Origin of the sequence: Rahnella sp. RcJ3 (genome assembly GCF_009498575.1) — a bacterium.
GTDB lineage: Bacteria > Pseudomonadota > Gammaproteobacteria > Enterobacterales > Enterobacteriaceae > Rahnella > Rahnella aceris.
Map to the genome: position 1 here is coordinate 13,867 of NZ_QSNX01000029.1, position 11,898 is coordinate 25,764.

The following is an 11,898-nucleotide window of genomic DNA, read 5'->3' on the forward strand; positions in this document are numbered from 1 at the left end:
TTAAAATGCAAAACATTCATTTATCGGCTTACACAAGCCATTTAAACAAACAAAAAGTGAAGGTGGTAGTGCATCGCCCGCTCAGAAAAAGCCTTTATTCTCTGGGATTAGGTTGCCTATGCTTGTTGGCTGGTGCGATGGCAGGGGCTTATCTTCATATAAGTTATCTTAACTGGCAGAGTTACCGGATAGGTGTCAGTGAAGAATCCCGTCTTCCTTATAAGCAATCCCCCTTACATTACATCTATCAGGACAAAGCGATGCCTGCTGTTAGTCAGTCGGCCGATAGTGATGACGATACAAATGCTGATGAACAACTGCTGGAAGATACTTCATCTATGGAAAATGAGGCTCCGGAAGAGGCGCCGACAGGCGAAAGCGATGAAAGTCAAATCATGAAGTTAGATGAGGGAAGCCCGGATATACCATTACAAGAGTGGTTGGAAAAAGCGATGTTGGAACAGCAACAAGAAGAGAAGAGCGCAAAATAAAAGCATTTTTTTTGTAGTTCGGATTGCTTCTTACTGGTGTTTAAGTATAATGCGCGGGCTTACCTAATCTTGGTAGGCCTGATTCAATGAGAATCAGATGGCCGATAAGTTTACTTGCCGGTCAACAATACTCCCGATATGGGGGTTATGTGAAGAACGATTACACTCTCCCATCAATCGAAATGGGTTTGAGGAGTAATCATTTACGTTTAAAATAATTGGAGCTCTGGTCTCATGCAGAACCAAAGAATCCGTATCCGCCTGAAAGCGTTTGATCATCGTCTGATCGATCAATCAACTGCGGAAATCGTTGAGACTGCGAAGCGCACTGGTGCGCAAGTTCGTGGTCCAATCCCGCTGCCGACCCGCAAAGAGCGCTTTACCATCCTGATTTCTCCGCACGTCAATAAAGATGCGCGCGATCAGTATGAAATTCGCACTCACAAGCGTCTGGTTGACATCGTTGAGCCAACCGAGAAAACCGTTGATGCTCTGATGCGTCTGGATCTGGCTGCTGGTGTAGACGTGCAGATCAGCCTGGGTTAATCAGGGTCATTGAGCGATTGAGAGGTTGAAACAATGATTGGTTTAGTCGGTAAGAAAGTGGGTATGACTCGTATCTTCACTGAAGATGGCGTTTCTATCCCTGTAACCGTTATCGAAATTGAAGCAAACCGCGTTACTCAGGTCAAAGACCTGGACAACGACGGTTACCGCGCTGTGCAGGTTACTACTGGTAGCAAAAAAGCTAACCGTGTAACCAAACCAGAAGCGGGTCACTTCGCTAAAGCTGGCGTAGAAGCTGGCCGCGGTCTGTGGGAATTCCGCCTTGCAGAAGGTGAAGAGTTCACTGCAGGTCAGAACATTAGCGTTGAAATTTTCGCAGACGTTAAGAAAGTTGATGTTACCGGTACTTCTAAAGGTAAAGGTTTTGCTGGCACAGTTAAGCGCTGGAATTTCCGTACCCAAGACGCTACCCATGGTAACTCCTTGTCTCACCGTGTTCCGGGTTCTATCGGTCAGAACCAGACTCCGGGCAAAGTGTTCAAAGGCAAGAAAATGGCAGGCCAACTGGGTAACGAGCGTGTAACCGTTCAAAGCCTGGACGTAGTACGTGTTGACGCTGAGCGCAACCTGCTGCTGGTCAAGGGTGCTGTTCCGGGTGCTACCGGTGGCAACCTGATCGTTAAACCTGCTGTTAAGGCTTAACGTCGAGGAGATAGGAATGGAATTAGTAGTGAAAGACGCGCAGAGCGCGCTGACTGTTTCCGAAACTACCTTCGGGCGTGATTTCAATGAAGCGCTGGTACACCAGGTCGTTGTTGCTTATGCAGCAGGTGCCCGTCAAGGTACTCGCGCTCAGAAGACCCGTGCTGAAGTAACCGGTTCCGGTAAAAAACCTTGGCGTCAGAAAGGTACTGGCCGTGCGCGTTCAGGTTCTGTAAAGAGCCCGATCTGGCGTTCCGGTGGTGTAACCTTCGCTGCAAAGCCACAGGACCACAGTCAAAAAGTAAATAAAAAGATGTACCGCGGCGCGCTGAAAAGCATCCTGTCCGAACTGGTACGTCAAGATCGTTTGATCGTTGTCGAGACGTTCTCTGTAGAAGCGCCTAAAACTAAGCTGCTGGCACAGAAACTGAAAGACATGGCTCTGGAAGACGTGCTGATTGTAACTGGCGAAGTCGACGAGAATCTGTTCCTGGCCGCACGTAACCTGTACAAGGTTGACGTTCGCGATGTAGCAGGTATCGATCCAGTAAGCCTGATCGCCTTCGACAAAGTAGTTATGACTGCTGACGCTGTGAAGCAAGTTGAGGAGATGCTGGCATGATTCGTGAAGAACGTCTGCTGAAAGTGCTGCGCGCGCCGCACGTTTCTGAAAAAGCGTCTACTGCGATGGAAAAGAACAATACCATCGTTCTCAAAGTTGCCAAAGACGCGACTAAAGCGGAAATCAAAGCTGCGGTTTCGAAACTGTTTGAAGTCGAAGTCGAAGATGTGAACACCTTGCTGGTTAAAGGCAAAGTTAAACGTCACGGTCAGCGTGTTGGTCGTCGTAGCGACTGGAAAAAAGCTTACGTAACCCTGAAAGAAGGCCAGAATCTGGACTTCATCAGCGGCGCTGAGTAAGTCGGAGGAGTAAGAACAATGGCAATTGTTAAATGTAAACCTACATCTCCGGGTCGTCGCCACGTTGTTAAAGTGGTTAACCCTGAGCTGCACAAGGGTAAACCTTATGCTCCGCTGCTTGAAAAACTGAGCAAAAGCGGTGGCCGTAACAACAATGGCCGTATCACCACCCGTCATATCGGTGGTGGCCACAAACAGCATTATCGTCTGGTTGACTTCAAACGCAACAAAGATGGTATCGCTGCAGTGGTTGAGCGTCTGGAGTACGATCCGAACCGTTCCGCGAATATCGCGCTGGTTCTGTACAAAGACGGCGAACGCCGTTATATCCTGGCGCCGAAAGGCCTGAAAGTGGGTGACCAGATCCAATCTGGTGTTGATGCTGCAATCAAGACAGGTAACACCCTGCCTATGCGCAACATCCCAGTAGGTTCAACGGTTCATAACGTAGAAATGAAACCAGGTAAAGGCGGCCAGATGGCTCGCTCAGCCGGTGCCTACGTTCAGATCGTTGCTCGTGACGGTTCCTACGTAACTCTGCGTCTGCGCTCTGGCGAAATGCGTAAAGTTCAAGTTGATTGCCGCGCCACCTTAGGTGAAGTCGGTAACTCTGAACATATGCTTCGCGTTCTGGGTAAAGCAGGTGCTGCTCGTTGGCGTGGTATTCGTCCTACCGTTCGCGGTACTGCGATGAACCCAGTCGATCACCCACACGGTGGTGGTGAAGGTCGTAACTTTGGTAAGCACCCGGTAACTCCATGGGGCGTTCAAACCAAAGGTAAGAAGACCCGTAGCAACAAGCGTACTGATAAATTCATTGTACGTCGCCGTAGCAAAAAATAATTAGAGGATAAGCCATGCCACGTTCTCTCAAGAAAGGTCCTTTTATTGACCTGCACTTGCTGAAGAAGGTAGAGAAAGCGGTGGAAAGCGGTGACAAGAAGCCTTTGCGCACTTGGTCCCGTCGTTCAACGATCTTTCCTAACATGATCGGTTTGACCATCGCTGTCCATAATGGTCGTCAGCACGTACCAGTATTTGTTTCCGATGAAATGGTCGGTCACAAACTGGGTGAATTCGCGCCGACTCGTACTTATCGCGGCCATGCGGCTGATAAAAAAGCTAAAAAGCGCTAAGGTAGGAGGAAGAGATGGAAACTATCGCTAAACATCGCCACGCTCGTTCTTCTGCTCAGAAGGTTCGCCTTGTTGCTGACCTGATTCGCGGTAAGAAAGTGTCGCAAGCTCTGGAAACTCTGGCCTATACCAACAAGAAAGCTGCTGGTCTGGTTAAGAAGGTACTGGAGTCTGCCATTGCTAACGCAGAACACAACGATGGCGCTGACATCGATGATCTGAAAGTCACGAAGATTTTCGTAGACGAAGGCCCAAGCATGAAGCGCATTATGCCGCGTGCTAAAGGTCGTGCAGATCGCATTCTGAAGCGCACCAGCCACATTACTGTGGTTGTGTCCGATCGCTGAGACTCTGGAGACTAGCAATGGGTCAGAAAGTACATCCTAATGGTATTCGACTGGGTATTGTCAAACCTTGGAACTCTACTTGGTATGCAAATACCAAAGATTTCGCTGACAACCTGGACGGCGACTTTAAAGTTCGTCAGTTCCTGACTAAGGAATTGGCGAAAGCTTCCGTTTCTCGCATCGTTATCGAGCGTCCAGCGAAGAGCATCCGTGTGACTATTCACACTGCTCGTCCTGGCATCGTTATCGGCAAGAAAGGCGAAGATGTCGAAAAACTGCGTAAGGTCGTAGCGGATATCGCTGGCGTTCCTGCGCAGATTAACATCGCCGAAGTCCGTAAACCGGAACTGGACGCAAAATTGGTTGCTGACAGCATCACTTCACAGCTGGAACGTCGTGTTATGTTCCGTCGTGCTATGAAGCGTGCAGTACAGAACGCAATGCGTCTTGGCGCTAAAGGTATCAAAGTTGAAGTAAGCGGCCGTCTTGGCGGTGCTGAAATCGCGCGTACTGAATGGTACCGTGAAGGTCGTGTTCCGTTGCACACTCTGCGTGCGGATATCGATTACAACACATCTGAAGCGCACACCACTTACGGTGTAATCGGCGTTAAGGTATGGATCTTCAAAGGTGAGATCCTGGGTGGTATGGCTGCAGTTGAACAACCGGAACCGGCTGCTCAACCTAAAAAGCAGCAGCGTAAAGGCCGCAAGTAAGGAGAGTCGCTGATGTTACAACCAAAGCGTACAAAATTCCGTAAGGTGCACAAGGGCCGCAACCGTGGTCTTGCGCAAGGTACGGATGTGAGCTTCGGCACTTACGGTCTGAAAGCTGTTGGCCGTGGTCGTCTGACTGCTCGTCAAATTGAAGCAGCACGTCGTGCGATGACCCGTGCAGTTAAGCGTCAAGGTAAGATCTGGATCCGAGTATTCCCGGACAAACCGATCACCGAGAAACCGCTCGAAGTTCGTATGGGTAAAGGTAAAGGCAACGTAGAGTATTGGGTTGCTTTGATCCAGCCTGGTAAAGTCCTGTACGAAATGGACGGTGTGCCTGAAGAGCTGGCTCGTGAAGCCTTCCAGCTGGCAGCAGCCAAACTGCCTATCAAAACCACCTTTGTAACTAAGACGGTGATGTAATGAAAGCACAAGAGCTGCGCGAAAAAAGCGTGGAAGAGCTGAACACTGAGTTGCTGAACCTTTTGCGTGAGCAGTTTAACCTGCGCATGCAAACGGCAAGCGGCCAGTTGCAGCAAACACACCTGTTGAAGCAAGTGCGTCGTGATGTAGCACGTGTGAAAACTTTACTGACTGAAAAGGCGGGTGCGTAATGACTGACAAGATCCGTACTCTGCAGGGTCGTGTAATCAGTAACAAAATGGAAAAATCCATTGTTGTTGCGATTGAGCGCGTGGTGAAACACCCGATTTACGGTAAGTTCATCAAACGTACGACTAAATTGCACGTACATGACGAGAACAATGAATGTGGTATCGGCGACGTTGTGGAAATCAGCGAATGCCGTCCACTGTCTAAGACTAAGTCTTGGACCTTGGTTCGCGTTGTAGAGAAAGCGATTCTGTAATACAGTAGCGCCTCTCAAAAAATAGATAAACGGCTCATGTACGTGGGCCGTTTATTTTTTCTACCCATAATCGGGAACCGGTGTTATAATGCCGCGCCCTCATATTGTGGGGATTTCTTAACGACCTATCCTGGGTCCTAAAGTTGTAGTTGACATTAGCGGAGCACTAACATGATCCAAGAACAGACTATGCTGACCGTGGCCGACAACTCCGGTGCACGTCGCGTAATGTGTATCAAGGTTCTAGGTGGCTCGCACCGTCGCTACGCAGGCGTCGGCGACATCATCAAAATTACCATCAAGGAAGCAATTCCTCGCGGTAAGGTGAAGAAAGGCGATGTGCTGAAGGCGGTAGTGGTGCGCACCAAGAAGGGTGTTCGTCGCCCGGACGGTTCTGTCATTCGCTTCGATGGTAATGCATGCGTTATTTTAAACAATAACAGCGAGCAGCCAATCGGCACGCGTATTTTTGGGCCGGTAACTCGTGAACTGCGTAATGAGAAGTTCATGAAAATTATCTCTCTGGCACCAGAAGTACTCTAAGGAGCGAACCATGGCAGCGAAAATCCGTCGTGATGACGAAGTTATCCTGCTTACCGGTAAAGATAAAGGTAAGCGCGGTAAAGTAAAAAATGTACTGTCTTCTGGCAAAGTCATTGTTGAAGGTATCAACCTGGTTAAGAAACATCAGAAGCCTGTACCGGCCCTGAACCAACCAGGCGGCATCGTTGAAAAAGAAGCTGCAATTCCGGTTTCTAACGTTGCTCTCTTCAACACGGCTACTGGTAAGGCGGACCGTGTAGGCTTTAGATTCGAAGATGGCAAAAAAGTCCGTTTCTTCAAATCTAACAGCGTAACTATCAAGTAATTTGGAGTAGTACGATGGCGAAACTGCATGATTACTACAAAGACGATGTCGTAAAAAAACTCATGGCTGAGTTTGGTTACAATTCTGTCATGCAAGTCCCTCGGGTCGAGAAGATCACCCTGAACATGGGTGTTGGTGAAGCGATCGCTGACAAGAAACTGCTGGATAACGCAGCAGCTGACCTGGCAGCAATCTCCGGTCAAAAACCGTTGATCACCAAAGCACGCAAATCAGTTGCAGGCTTCAAAATTCGTCAGGGCTATCCGATCGGCTGTAAAGTAACCCTCCGCGGCGAACGCATGTGGGAGTTCTTTGAGCGTCTGGTCTCCATTGCTGTTCCACGTATTCGTGACTTCCGCGGCTTGTCTGCTAAGTCTTTCGATGGTCGTGGTAACTACAGCATGGGCGTGCGTGAACAGATCATCTTCCCGGAAATCGATTATGATAAAGTCGATCGCGTTCGTGGTTTAGATATTACTATCACCACTACTGCGAAATCCGATGATGAAGGCCGTGCATTGCTGACAGCCTTTAACTTCCCGTTCCGCAAGTAAGGCAGGGTTACTAATGGCTAAGCAATCCATGAAAGCACGCGAAGTCGTTCGCGTAAAACTGGCTGATAAATACCGCGCTAAACGCGAGGAATTGAAAGCTATTATCTCTGGTGTGAACTCATCCGACGAAGATCGTTGGGATGCAGTTCTTAAGCTGCAGTCTCTGCCGCGTGATTCCAGCCCGTCTCGTCAGCGTAACCGCTGCCGTCAAACTGGTCGTCCGCATGCTTTCCTGCGGAAGTTCGGGTTGAGCCGTATTAAGGTCCGTGAAGCCGCTATGCGCGGTGAAATTCCGGGTCTTAAGAAGGCTAGCTGGTAATTGTCACCAATTGAATCACGGGAGTAAAGACAGATGAGCATGCAAGATCCGATCGCGGATATGCTGACCCGTATCCGTAACGGTCAAGCCGCGAACAAAGTTGCGGTCACCATGCCTTCCTCCAAGCTGAAAGTGGCTATTGCCAACGTGCTGAAGGAAGAAGGCTACATTGAAGAATTTAAAATCGAAGGCGACGCTAAGCCTGAACTGGAATTAGTACTGAAGTACTTCCAGGGCAAGGCAGTGGTAGAAAGCATTCAACGTATCAGCCGTCCAGGCCTGCGCATCTACAAGAAAAAAGATGAGCTGCCAAAAGTTATGGCCGGTATGGGTATCGCTGTTATTTCTACCTCTAAAGGTGTTATGACCGATCGTGCAGCTCGCCAGGCTGGTCTTGGTGGCGAGATTATCTGCTACGTAGCTTAATTGGGAGGAAAGAATGTCTCGTGTTGCAAAAGCACCCGTCGTCATTCCTGCCGGCGTAGAGGTAAAACTCAACGGTCAGGTTATTTCGATTAAGGGTAAAAACGGCGAGCTGTCACGTACTATCCATGACGCTGTTGTAGTTAAGCAGGAAGAAAATACACTGACTTTCGCTCCACGCGAAGGCGCTGTAGACGGTTGGGCCCAAGCGGGTACCACTCGTGCACTGTTGAACTCTATGGTTGTAGGTGTTACCGACGGCTTCACTAAAAAGCTTCAACTGGTAGGTGTTGGTTATCGTGCTGCTGTTAAAGGCAACGTGGTGAATTTAGCCTTAGGCTTCTCTCACCCGGTCGATCATCAACTGCCGGAAGGCATCACTGCAGAATGTCCGACCCAAACTGAAATCGTGCTGAAAGGCGCTGATAAACAGGTTATCGGTCAGGTTGCTGCGGATTTACGTGCCTACCGTCGTCCTGAGCCTTATAAAGGCAAGGGTGTCCGTTACGCCGACGAAGTCGTGCGTACCAAAGAGGCTAAGAAGAAGTAAGGTAACACTATGGATAAGAAATCTGCTCGTATCCGTCGTGCGACCCGCGCACGCCGCAAGCTCAAAGAATTGGGTGCGACTCGTCTGGTGGTACATCGTACCCCGCGTCATATTTACGCACAGGTTATCGCACCAAACGGTTCTGAAGTAATAGTTGCTGCATCTACTGTAGAAAAAACTATCACTGAGCAACTGAAGTATACCGGCAACAAAGATGCTGCCACTGCTGTAGGTAAAGCTATCGCAGAACGCGCATTGGAAAAAGGGATTACGAAAGTATCCTTTGACCGTTCCGGTTTCCAATATCATGGTCGAGTCCAGGCACTGGCAGATGCTGCCCGTGAAGCTGGCCTTCAGTTCTAAGGAAGAGGTTTAAGATGGCTCACATCGAAAAACAAGCTGGCGAACTGCAGGAAAAGCTGATCGCGGTAAACCGCGTATCTAAAACCGTAAAAGGTGGCCGTATCTTCAGCTTTACCGCACTGACAGTTGTTGGTGATGGTAACGGTCGCGTTGGTTTTGGCTACGGCAAAGCACGCGAAGTTCCGGCAGCGATCCAGAAAGCGATGGAAAAAGCCCGTCGCAACATGATGAATGTCGCGCTGAATAGCGGCACCCTGCAGCATCCTGTTAAAGGTGCTCATACGGGTTCCCGTGTGTTCATGCAGCCGGCTTCCGAAGGTACCGGTATTATCGCCGGTGGTGCAATGCGCGCCGTCCTGGAAGTTGCAGGGGTTCATAACGTATTGGCTAAAGCTTATGGTTCCACCAACCCGATCAACGTGGTTCGTGCAACTATCGATGCTTTGGCAAATATGAAATCCCCACAAATGGTCGCTGCCAAGCGTGGTAAATCCGTTGAAGAAATTCTGGGGTAATTAACCATGGCAAAGACTATTAAAGTTACACAAACTCGCAGTTCCATTGGCCGTCTGCCGAAGCATAAAGCTACTCTGCTGGGCCTGGGTCTGCGTCGTATTGGTCACACCGTTGAGCGCGAGGATACTCCTGCTGTACGCGGTATGATCAACCTGGTTTCCTACATGGTTAAGGTTGAGGAGTAAGAGATGCGTTTAAATACTCTGTCTCCGGCTGATGGTGCCAAACAAGCGCCAAGGCGTGTAGGTCGTGGTATTGGTTCTGGCCTGGGTAAAACCGGCGGTCGTGGTCACAAAGGTCAGAACTCACGTTCTGGTGGTGGCGTACGTCGTGGTTTTGAAGGTGGTCAGATGCCTTTATATCGTCGTTTGCCGAAATTCGGCTTCACCTCCCGCAAAGCTATGATCACGGCAGAAGTTCGTCTGTCTGAACTGGCTCTGGTGGAAGGCGACGTGATCGACCTGAACGCGCTGAAAGCCGCTAACGTGGTTGGTATCCAGATCGAGTTCGCGAAAGTAATCCTTTCTGGCGAAGTCGGTCGTGCGGTAACTCTGCGTGGTTTGCGTGTCACCAAAGGCGCTCGTGTTGCTATCGAAGCTGCTGGCGGTAAAATTGAGGAATAAGTAGCAGATGGCTAAGCAACCGGGATTAGATTTTCAAAGTGCCAAGGGTGGACTAGGCGAACTGAAGCGCAGACTTTTGTTTGTTATCGGTGCGCTGATTGTTTTCCGTATCGGCTCTTTTATTCCGATCCCTGGTATTGATGCCACTGTACTTGCCAAATTGCTCGAGCAGCAAAGAGGTACCATCATTGAAATGTTTAATATGTTCTCTGGTGGTGCCCTTAGCCGTGCTTCAATCTTTGCTCTGGGGATCATGCCGTATATTTCGGCATCGATCATTATCCAGCTGTTAACGGTGGTTCATCCAGCGTTAGCTGAAATAAAGAAAGAAGGGGAGGCTGGCCGTCGTAAGATTAGCCAGTACACCCGTTACGGTACGCTGGTATTGGCAGTGTTTCAGTCAATCGGTATTGCTACCGGTCTGCCGAACATGCCTGGTATGCAGGGTCTGGTGTTAAATCCAGGCTTTGCGTTCTACTTTACTGCAGTTGTGAGCTTAGTGACCGGGACAATGTTCCTGATGTGGCTGGGGGAGCAGATTACTGAACGAGGTATCGGTAACGGTATTTCCATCATAATCTTTGCAGGTATCGTAGCGGGTCTCCCGCCGGCGATTGCCCATACTATCGAACAAGCTCGGCAAGGCGACCTGCACTTCCTCCTGTTGCTGTTGGTTGCAGTTTTAGTGTTTGCAGTGACTTTCTTTGTGGTGTTTGTTGAACGTGGTCAACGTCGTATCGTCGTTAACTATGCTAAGCGCCAACAAGGTCGTCGTGTCTATGCAGCACAGAGCACGCACTTACCGTTGAAAGTGAATATGGCCGGGGTTATCCCAGCGATCTTCGCTTCCAGCATTATTCTGTTCCCGGCCACGATTGCATCATGGTTTGGGGGTGGGACTGGTTGGAACTGGCTGACTACGATTTCGCTGTATTTGCAGCCTGGACAACCGCTTTATGTGTTACTCTATGCGACTGCAATCATCTTCTTCTGTTTCTTTTATACTGCGTTGGTTTTCAACCCGCGTGAGACAGCAGATAACCTGAAGAAGTCCGGTGCATTTGTACCAGGAATTCGTCCGGGAGAGCAAACGGCGAAGTACATCGATAAAGTAATGACTCGCTTAACCTTAATTGGTGCGATGTATATTACTTTCATCTGCCTTATCCCGGAGTTCATGCGTGACGCGATGAAAGTTCCATTCTACTTTGGTGGTACTTCTCTACTGATCGTAGTCGTCGTTATCATGGACTTTATGGCTCAAGTGCAAACTCTGATGATGTCAAGTCAGTATGAGTCTGCATTGAAGAAAGCAAACCTGAAAGGCTATAACCGCTAATCTGGTGAGTTTGCGAAGTTACGGAGAGTAAAAATGAAAGTTCGTGCTTCCGTCAAGAAATTATGTCGTAACTGCAAAATTGTTAAGCGTAACGGTGTCGTTCGCGTAATCTGCAGTGCAGAACCGAAGCATAAACAGCGTCAAGGCTGATTATCTCGCATATTTTTCTTGCAAAGTTGGGTTGAGCTGGCTAGATTAGCCAGCCAATCTTTTGTATGTAAGCAGCAATACTATTTGAGTATCCTGAAAACGGGCTTTTCAGAATGGTGTTGCCGTATATAAATAGTAGGAGTGCATAGTGGCCCGTATAGCAGGCATTAACATTCCTGATCAGAAACATACTGTAATCGCATTAACTTCGATCTACGGTATCGGCAAAACCCGCTCACAGTCTATCTGTGCTGCATCCGGTATTGCTGAAAATGTTAAGATCAGTGAGCTGTCTGAAGAGCAAATCGAAAAACTGCGTGACGAAGTTGCCAAGTTCATTGTTGAAGGTGATCTGCGTCGTGAAGTCACCCTGAGCATCAAGCGTCTTATGGACCTTGGAACTTATCGTGGTTTGCGTCATCGTCGTGGTCTTCCAGTGCGCGGTCAGCGTACCAAGACTAACGCACGTACCCGTAAGGGTCCGCGTAAACCGATCAAGAAATAA

General features: G+C 49.0%; 25 protein-coding genes. All 25 read left to right on the forward strand.

Annotated features, from left to right (window positions below):
• Positions 1-5: 5 nt before the first annotated feature.
• The gene (locus DXU84_RS23175) at positions 6-491 is read left to right on the forward strand and encodes a hypothetical protein (protein WP_013573686.1); all 486 of its coding nucleotides are present in this window, start codon (positions 6-8) and stop codon (positions 489-491) included.
• Between the two features lie 234 nt (positions 492-725).
• Positions 726-1,037: a 30S ribosomal protein S10 gene (gene rpsJ / locus DXU84_RS23180; RefSeq protein WP_009639175.1), complete on the forward strand. Its 312-nt coding sequence runs from the start codon at positions 726-728 to the stop codon at positions 1,035-1,037.
• Positions 1,038-1,070: 33 nt separating this feature from the next.
• Positions 1,071-1,700 carry a 50S ribosomal protein L3 gene (gene rplC, locus DXU84_RS23185; RefSeq protein ID WP_013573687.1) on the forward strand — a complete coding sequence of 210 codons (630 nt, stop codon included), beginning with the start codon at positions 1,071-1,073 and terminating at the stop codon, positions 1,698-1,700.
• Between the two features lie 16 nt (positions 1,701-1,716).
• Entirely contained in the window at positions 1,717-2,322 is a 606-nt protein-coding gene (gene rplD / locus DXU84_RS23190; RefSeq protein ID WP_013573688.1) for a 50S ribosomal protein L4, read from the forward strand.
• The gene (rplW, locus tag DXU84_RS23195; protein ID WP_013573689.1) at positions 2,319-2,621 is read left to right on the forward strand and encodes a 50S ribosomal protein L23; all 303 of its coding nucleotides are present in this window, start codon (positions 2,319-2,321) and stop codon (positions 2,619-2,621) included. The genes rplD and rplW overlap by 4 nt, the downstream gene beginning before the upstream one ends.
• Positions 2,622-2,639: 18 nt before the next feature.
• The gene (gene rplB, locus DXU84_RS23200; protein WP_013573690.1) at positions 2,640-3,464 is read left to right on the forward strand and encodes a 50S ribosomal protein L2; all 825 of its coding nucleotides are present in this window, start codon (positions 2,640-2,642) and stop codon (positions 3,462-3,464) included.
• A 14-nt stretch (positions 3,465-3,478) separates the two neighbouring features.
• A complete protein-coding gene (rpsS, locus tag DXU84_RS23205) occupies positions 3,479-3,757 on the forward strand; it encodes a 30S ribosomal protein S19 (RefSeq protein ID WP_004929772.1) in 279 nt (92 codons plus the stop codon).
• A 14-nt stretch (positions 3,758-3,771) separates the two neighbouring features.
• Positions 3,772-4,104: a 50S ribosomal protein L22 gene (gene rplV / locus DXU84_RS23210; protein ID WP_004391423.1), complete on the forward strand. Its 333-nt coding sequence runs from the start codon at positions 3,772-3,774 to the stop codon at positions 4,102-4,104.
• A gap of 17 nt (positions 4,105-4,121) precedes the next feature.
• Entirely contained in the window at positions 4,122-4,820 is a 699-nt protein-coding gene (rpsC, locus tag DXU84_RS23215; protein ID WP_013573691.1) for a 30S ribosomal protein S3, read from the forward strand.
• A 12-nt stretch (positions 4,821-4,832) separates the two neighbouring features.
• A complete protein-coding gene (gene rplP, locus DXU84_RS23220) occupies positions 4,833-5,243 on the forward strand; it encodes a 50S ribosomal protein L16 (protein ID WP_009639183.1) in 411 nt (136 codons plus the stop codon).
• Complete coding sequence (rpmC, locus tag DXU84_RS23225; protein ID WP_013573692.1) at positions 5,243-5,434, forward strand: 50S ribosomal protein L29; 192 nt, start codon at positions 5,243-5,245, stop codon at positions 5,432-5,434. Before rplP ends, rpmC begins: the two co-directional genes overlap by 1 nt.
• The gene (rpsQ, locus tag DXU84_RS23230) at positions 5,434-5,688 is read left to right on the forward strand and encodes a 30S ribosomal protein S17 (protein WP_013573693.1); all 255 of its coding nucleotides are present in this window, start codon (positions 5,434-5,436) and stop codon (positions 5,686-5,688) included. The genes rpmC and rpsQ overlap by 1 nt, the downstream gene beginning before the upstream one ends.
• 171 nt (positions 5,689-5,859) lie before the next feature.
• Positions 5,860-6,231 (forward strand): 50S ribosomal protein L14, encoded by a 372-nt coding sequence (gene rplN / locus DXU84_RS23235; protein WP_008457164.1) that lies wholly within the window; start codon positions 5,860-5,862, stop codon positions 6,229-6,231.
• 10 nt (positions 6,232-6,241) lie between these two features.
• Positions 6,242-6,556, forward strand: a complete 315-nt coding sequence (gene rplX, locus DXU84_RS23240; protein ID WP_013573694.1) for a 50S ribosomal protein L24 — start codon at positions 6,242-6,244, stop codon at positions 6,554-6,556.
• 14 nt (positions 6,557-6,570) lie between these two features.
• Positions 6,571-7,110: a 50S ribosomal protein L5 gene (gene rplE, locus DXU84_RS23245; protein ID WP_013573695.1), complete on the forward strand. Its 540-nt coding sequence runs from the start codon at positions 6,571-6,573 to the stop codon at positions 7,108-7,110.
• Between the two features lie 13 nt (positions 7,111-7,123).
• A complete protein-coding gene (rpsN, locus tag DXU84_RS23250; protein ID WP_013573696.1) occupies positions 7,124-7,429 on the forward strand; it encodes a 30S ribosomal protein S14 in 306 nt (101 codons plus the stop codon).
• A gap of 33 nt (positions 7,430-7,462) precedes the next feature.
• Entirely contained in the window at positions 7,463-7,855 is a 393-nt protein-coding gene (gene rpsH, locus DXU84_RS23255) for a 30S ribosomal protein S8 (protein ID WP_013573697.1), read from the forward strand.
• Between the two features lie 13 nt (positions 7,856-7,868).
• A complete protein-coding gene (rplF, locus tag DXU84_RS23260) occupies positions 7,869-8,402 on the forward strand; it encodes a 50S ribosomal protein L6 (RefSeq protein ID WP_013573698.1) in 534 nt (177 codons plus the stop codon).
• 9 nt (positions 8,403-8,411) lie between these two features.
• Complete coding sequence (gene rplR, locus DXU84_RS23265) at positions 8,412-8,765, forward strand: 50S ribosomal protein L18 (protein WP_013573699.1); 354 nt, start codon at positions 8,412-8,414, stop codon at positions 8,763-8,765.
• A gap of 14 nt (positions 8,766-8,779) precedes the next feature.
• Entirely contained in the window at positions 8,780-9,280 is a 501-nt protein-coding gene (gene rpsE / locus DXU84_RS23270; RefSeq protein ID WP_013573700.1) for a 30S ribosomal protein S5, read from the forward strand.
• 6 nt (positions 9,281-9,286) lie between these two features.
• A complete protein-coding gene (gene rpmD, locus DXU84_RS23275) occupies positions 9,287-9,466 on the forward strand; it encodes a 50S ribosomal protein L30 (RefSeq protein ID WP_013573701.1) in 180 nt (59 codons plus the stop codon).
• Positions 9,467-9,469: 3 nt separating this feature from the next.
• A complete protein-coding gene (gene rplO, locus DXU84_RS23280) occupies positions 9,470-9,904 on the forward strand; it encodes a 50S ribosomal protein L15 (protein WP_013573702.1) in 435 nt (144 codons plus the stop codon).
• 7 nt (positions 9,905-9,911) lie between these two features.
• Positions 9,912-11,243 (forward strand): preprotein translocase subunit SecY, encoded by a 1,332-nt coding sequence (gene secY, locus DXU84_RS23285; protein WP_013573703.1) that lies wholly within the window; start codon positions 9,912-9,914, stop codon positions 11,241-11,243.
• 33 nt (positions 11,244-11,276) lie between these two features.
• Complete coding sequence (gene rpmJ / locus DXU84_RS23290) at positions 11,277-11,393, forward strand: 50S ribosomal protein L36 (RefSeq protein ID WP_002227352.1); 117 nt, start codon at positions 11,277-11,279, stop codon at positions 11,391-11,393.
• Between the two features lie 148 nt (positions 11,394-11,541).
• Positions 11,542-11,898: a 30S ribosomal protein S13 gene (gene rpsM, locus DXU84_RS23295; RefSeq protein WP_013573704.1), complete on the forward strand. Its 357-nt coding sequence runs from the start codon at positions 11,542-11,544 to the stop codon at positions 11,896-11,898.

Excerpts from the sequence above, each read along its gene's own strand:
- rplR (WP_013573699.1), top strand. The coding sequence starts at position 8,412 with ATGGATAAGAAATCTGCTCGTATCCGTCGTGCGACCCGCGCACGCCGC.
- rpsJ (WP_009639175.1), top strand. The coding sequence starts at position 726 with ATGCAGAACCAAAGAATCCGTATCCGCCTGAAAGCGTTTGATCATCGT.
- rplO (WP_013573702.1), top strand. The coding sequence starts at position 9,470 with ATGCGTTTAAATACTCTGTCTCCGGCTGATGGTGCCAAACAAGCGCCA.
- rpsQ (WP_013573693.1), top strand. The coding sequence starts at position 5,434 with ATGACTGACAAGATCCGTACTCTGCAGGGTCGTGTAATCAGTAACAAA.
- rplB (WP_013573690.1), top strand. The coding sequence starts at position 2,640 with ATGGCAATTGTTAAATGTAAACCTACATCTCCGGGTCGTCGCCACGTT.
- DXU84_RS23175 (WP_013573686.1), top strand. The coding sequence starts at position 6 with ATGCAAAACATTCATTTATCGGCTTACACAAGCCATTTAAACAAACAA.
- rpsN (WP_013573696.1), top strand. The coding sequence starts at position 7,124 with ATGGCTAAGCAATCCATGAAAGCACGCGAAGTCGTTCGCGTAAAACTG.
- rplC (WP_013573687.1), top strand. The coding sequence starts at position 1,071 with ATGATTGGTTTAGTCGGTAAGAAAGTGGGTATGACTCGTATCTTCACT.
- rplN (WP_008457164.1), top strand. The coding sequence starts at position 5,860 with ATGATCCAAGAACAGACTATGCTGACCGTGGCCGACAACTCCGGTGCA.
- rplV (WP_004391423.1), top strand. The coding sequence starts at position 3,772 with ATGGAAACTATCGCTAAACATCGCCACGCTCGTTCTTCTGCTCAGAAG.
- rpmC (WP_013573692.1), top strand. The coding sequence starts at position 5,243 with ATGAAAGCACAAGAGCTGCGCGAAAAAAGCGTGGAAGAGCTGAACACT.
- rplD (WP_013573688.1), top strand. The coding sequence starts at position 1,717 with ATGGAATTAGTAGTGAAAGACGCGCAGAGCGCGCTGACTGTTTCCGAA.
- rplF (WP_013573698.1), top strand. The coding sequence starts at position 7,869 with ATGTCTCGTGTTGCAAAAGCACCCGTCGTCATTCCTGCCGGCGTAGAG.
- rplE (WP_013573695.1), top strand. The coding sequence starts at position 6,571 with ATGGCGAAACTGCATGATTACTACAAAGACGATGTCGTAAAAAAACTC.
- rplW (WP_013573689.1), top strand. The coding sequence starts at position 2,319 with ATGATTCGTGAAGAACGTCTGCTGAAAGTGCTGCGCGCGCCGCACGTT.
- secY (WP_013573703.1), top strand. The coding sequence starts at position 9,912 with ATGGCTAAGCAACCGGGATTAGATTTTCAAAGTGCCAAGGGTGGACTA.
- rpsC (WP_013573691.1), top strand. The coding sequence starts at position 4,122 with ATGGGTCAGAAAGTACATCCTAATGGTATTCGACTGGGTATTGTCAAA.
- rpsH (WP_013573697.1), top strand. The coding sequence starts at position 7,463 with ATGAGCATGCAAGATCCGATCGCGGATATGCTGACCCGTATCCGTAAC.
- rplP (WP_009639183.1), top strand. The coding sequence starts at position 4,833 with ATGTTACAACCAAAGCGTACAAAATTCCGTAAGGTGCACAAGGGCCGC.
- rpsE (WP_013573700.1), top strand. The coding sequence starts at position 8,780 with ATGGCTCACATCGAAAAACAAGCTGGCGAACTGCAGGAAAAGCTGATC.
- rpsS (WP_004929772.1), top strand. The coding sequence starts at position 3,479 with ATGCCACGTTCTCTCAAGAAAGGTCCTTTTATTGACCTGCACTTGCTG.
- rplX (WP_013573694.1), top strand. The coding sequence starts at position 6,242 with ATGGCAGCGAAAATCCGTCGTGATGACGAAGTTATCCTGCTTACCGGT.
- rpmJ (WP_002227352.1), top strand. The coding sequence starts at position 11,277 with ATGAAAGTTCGTGCTTCCGTCAAGAAATTATGTCGTAACTGCAAAATT.
- rpmD (WP_013573701.1), top strand. The coding sequence starts at position 9,287 with ATGGCAAAGACTATTAAAGTTACACAAACTCGCAGTTCCATTGGCCGT.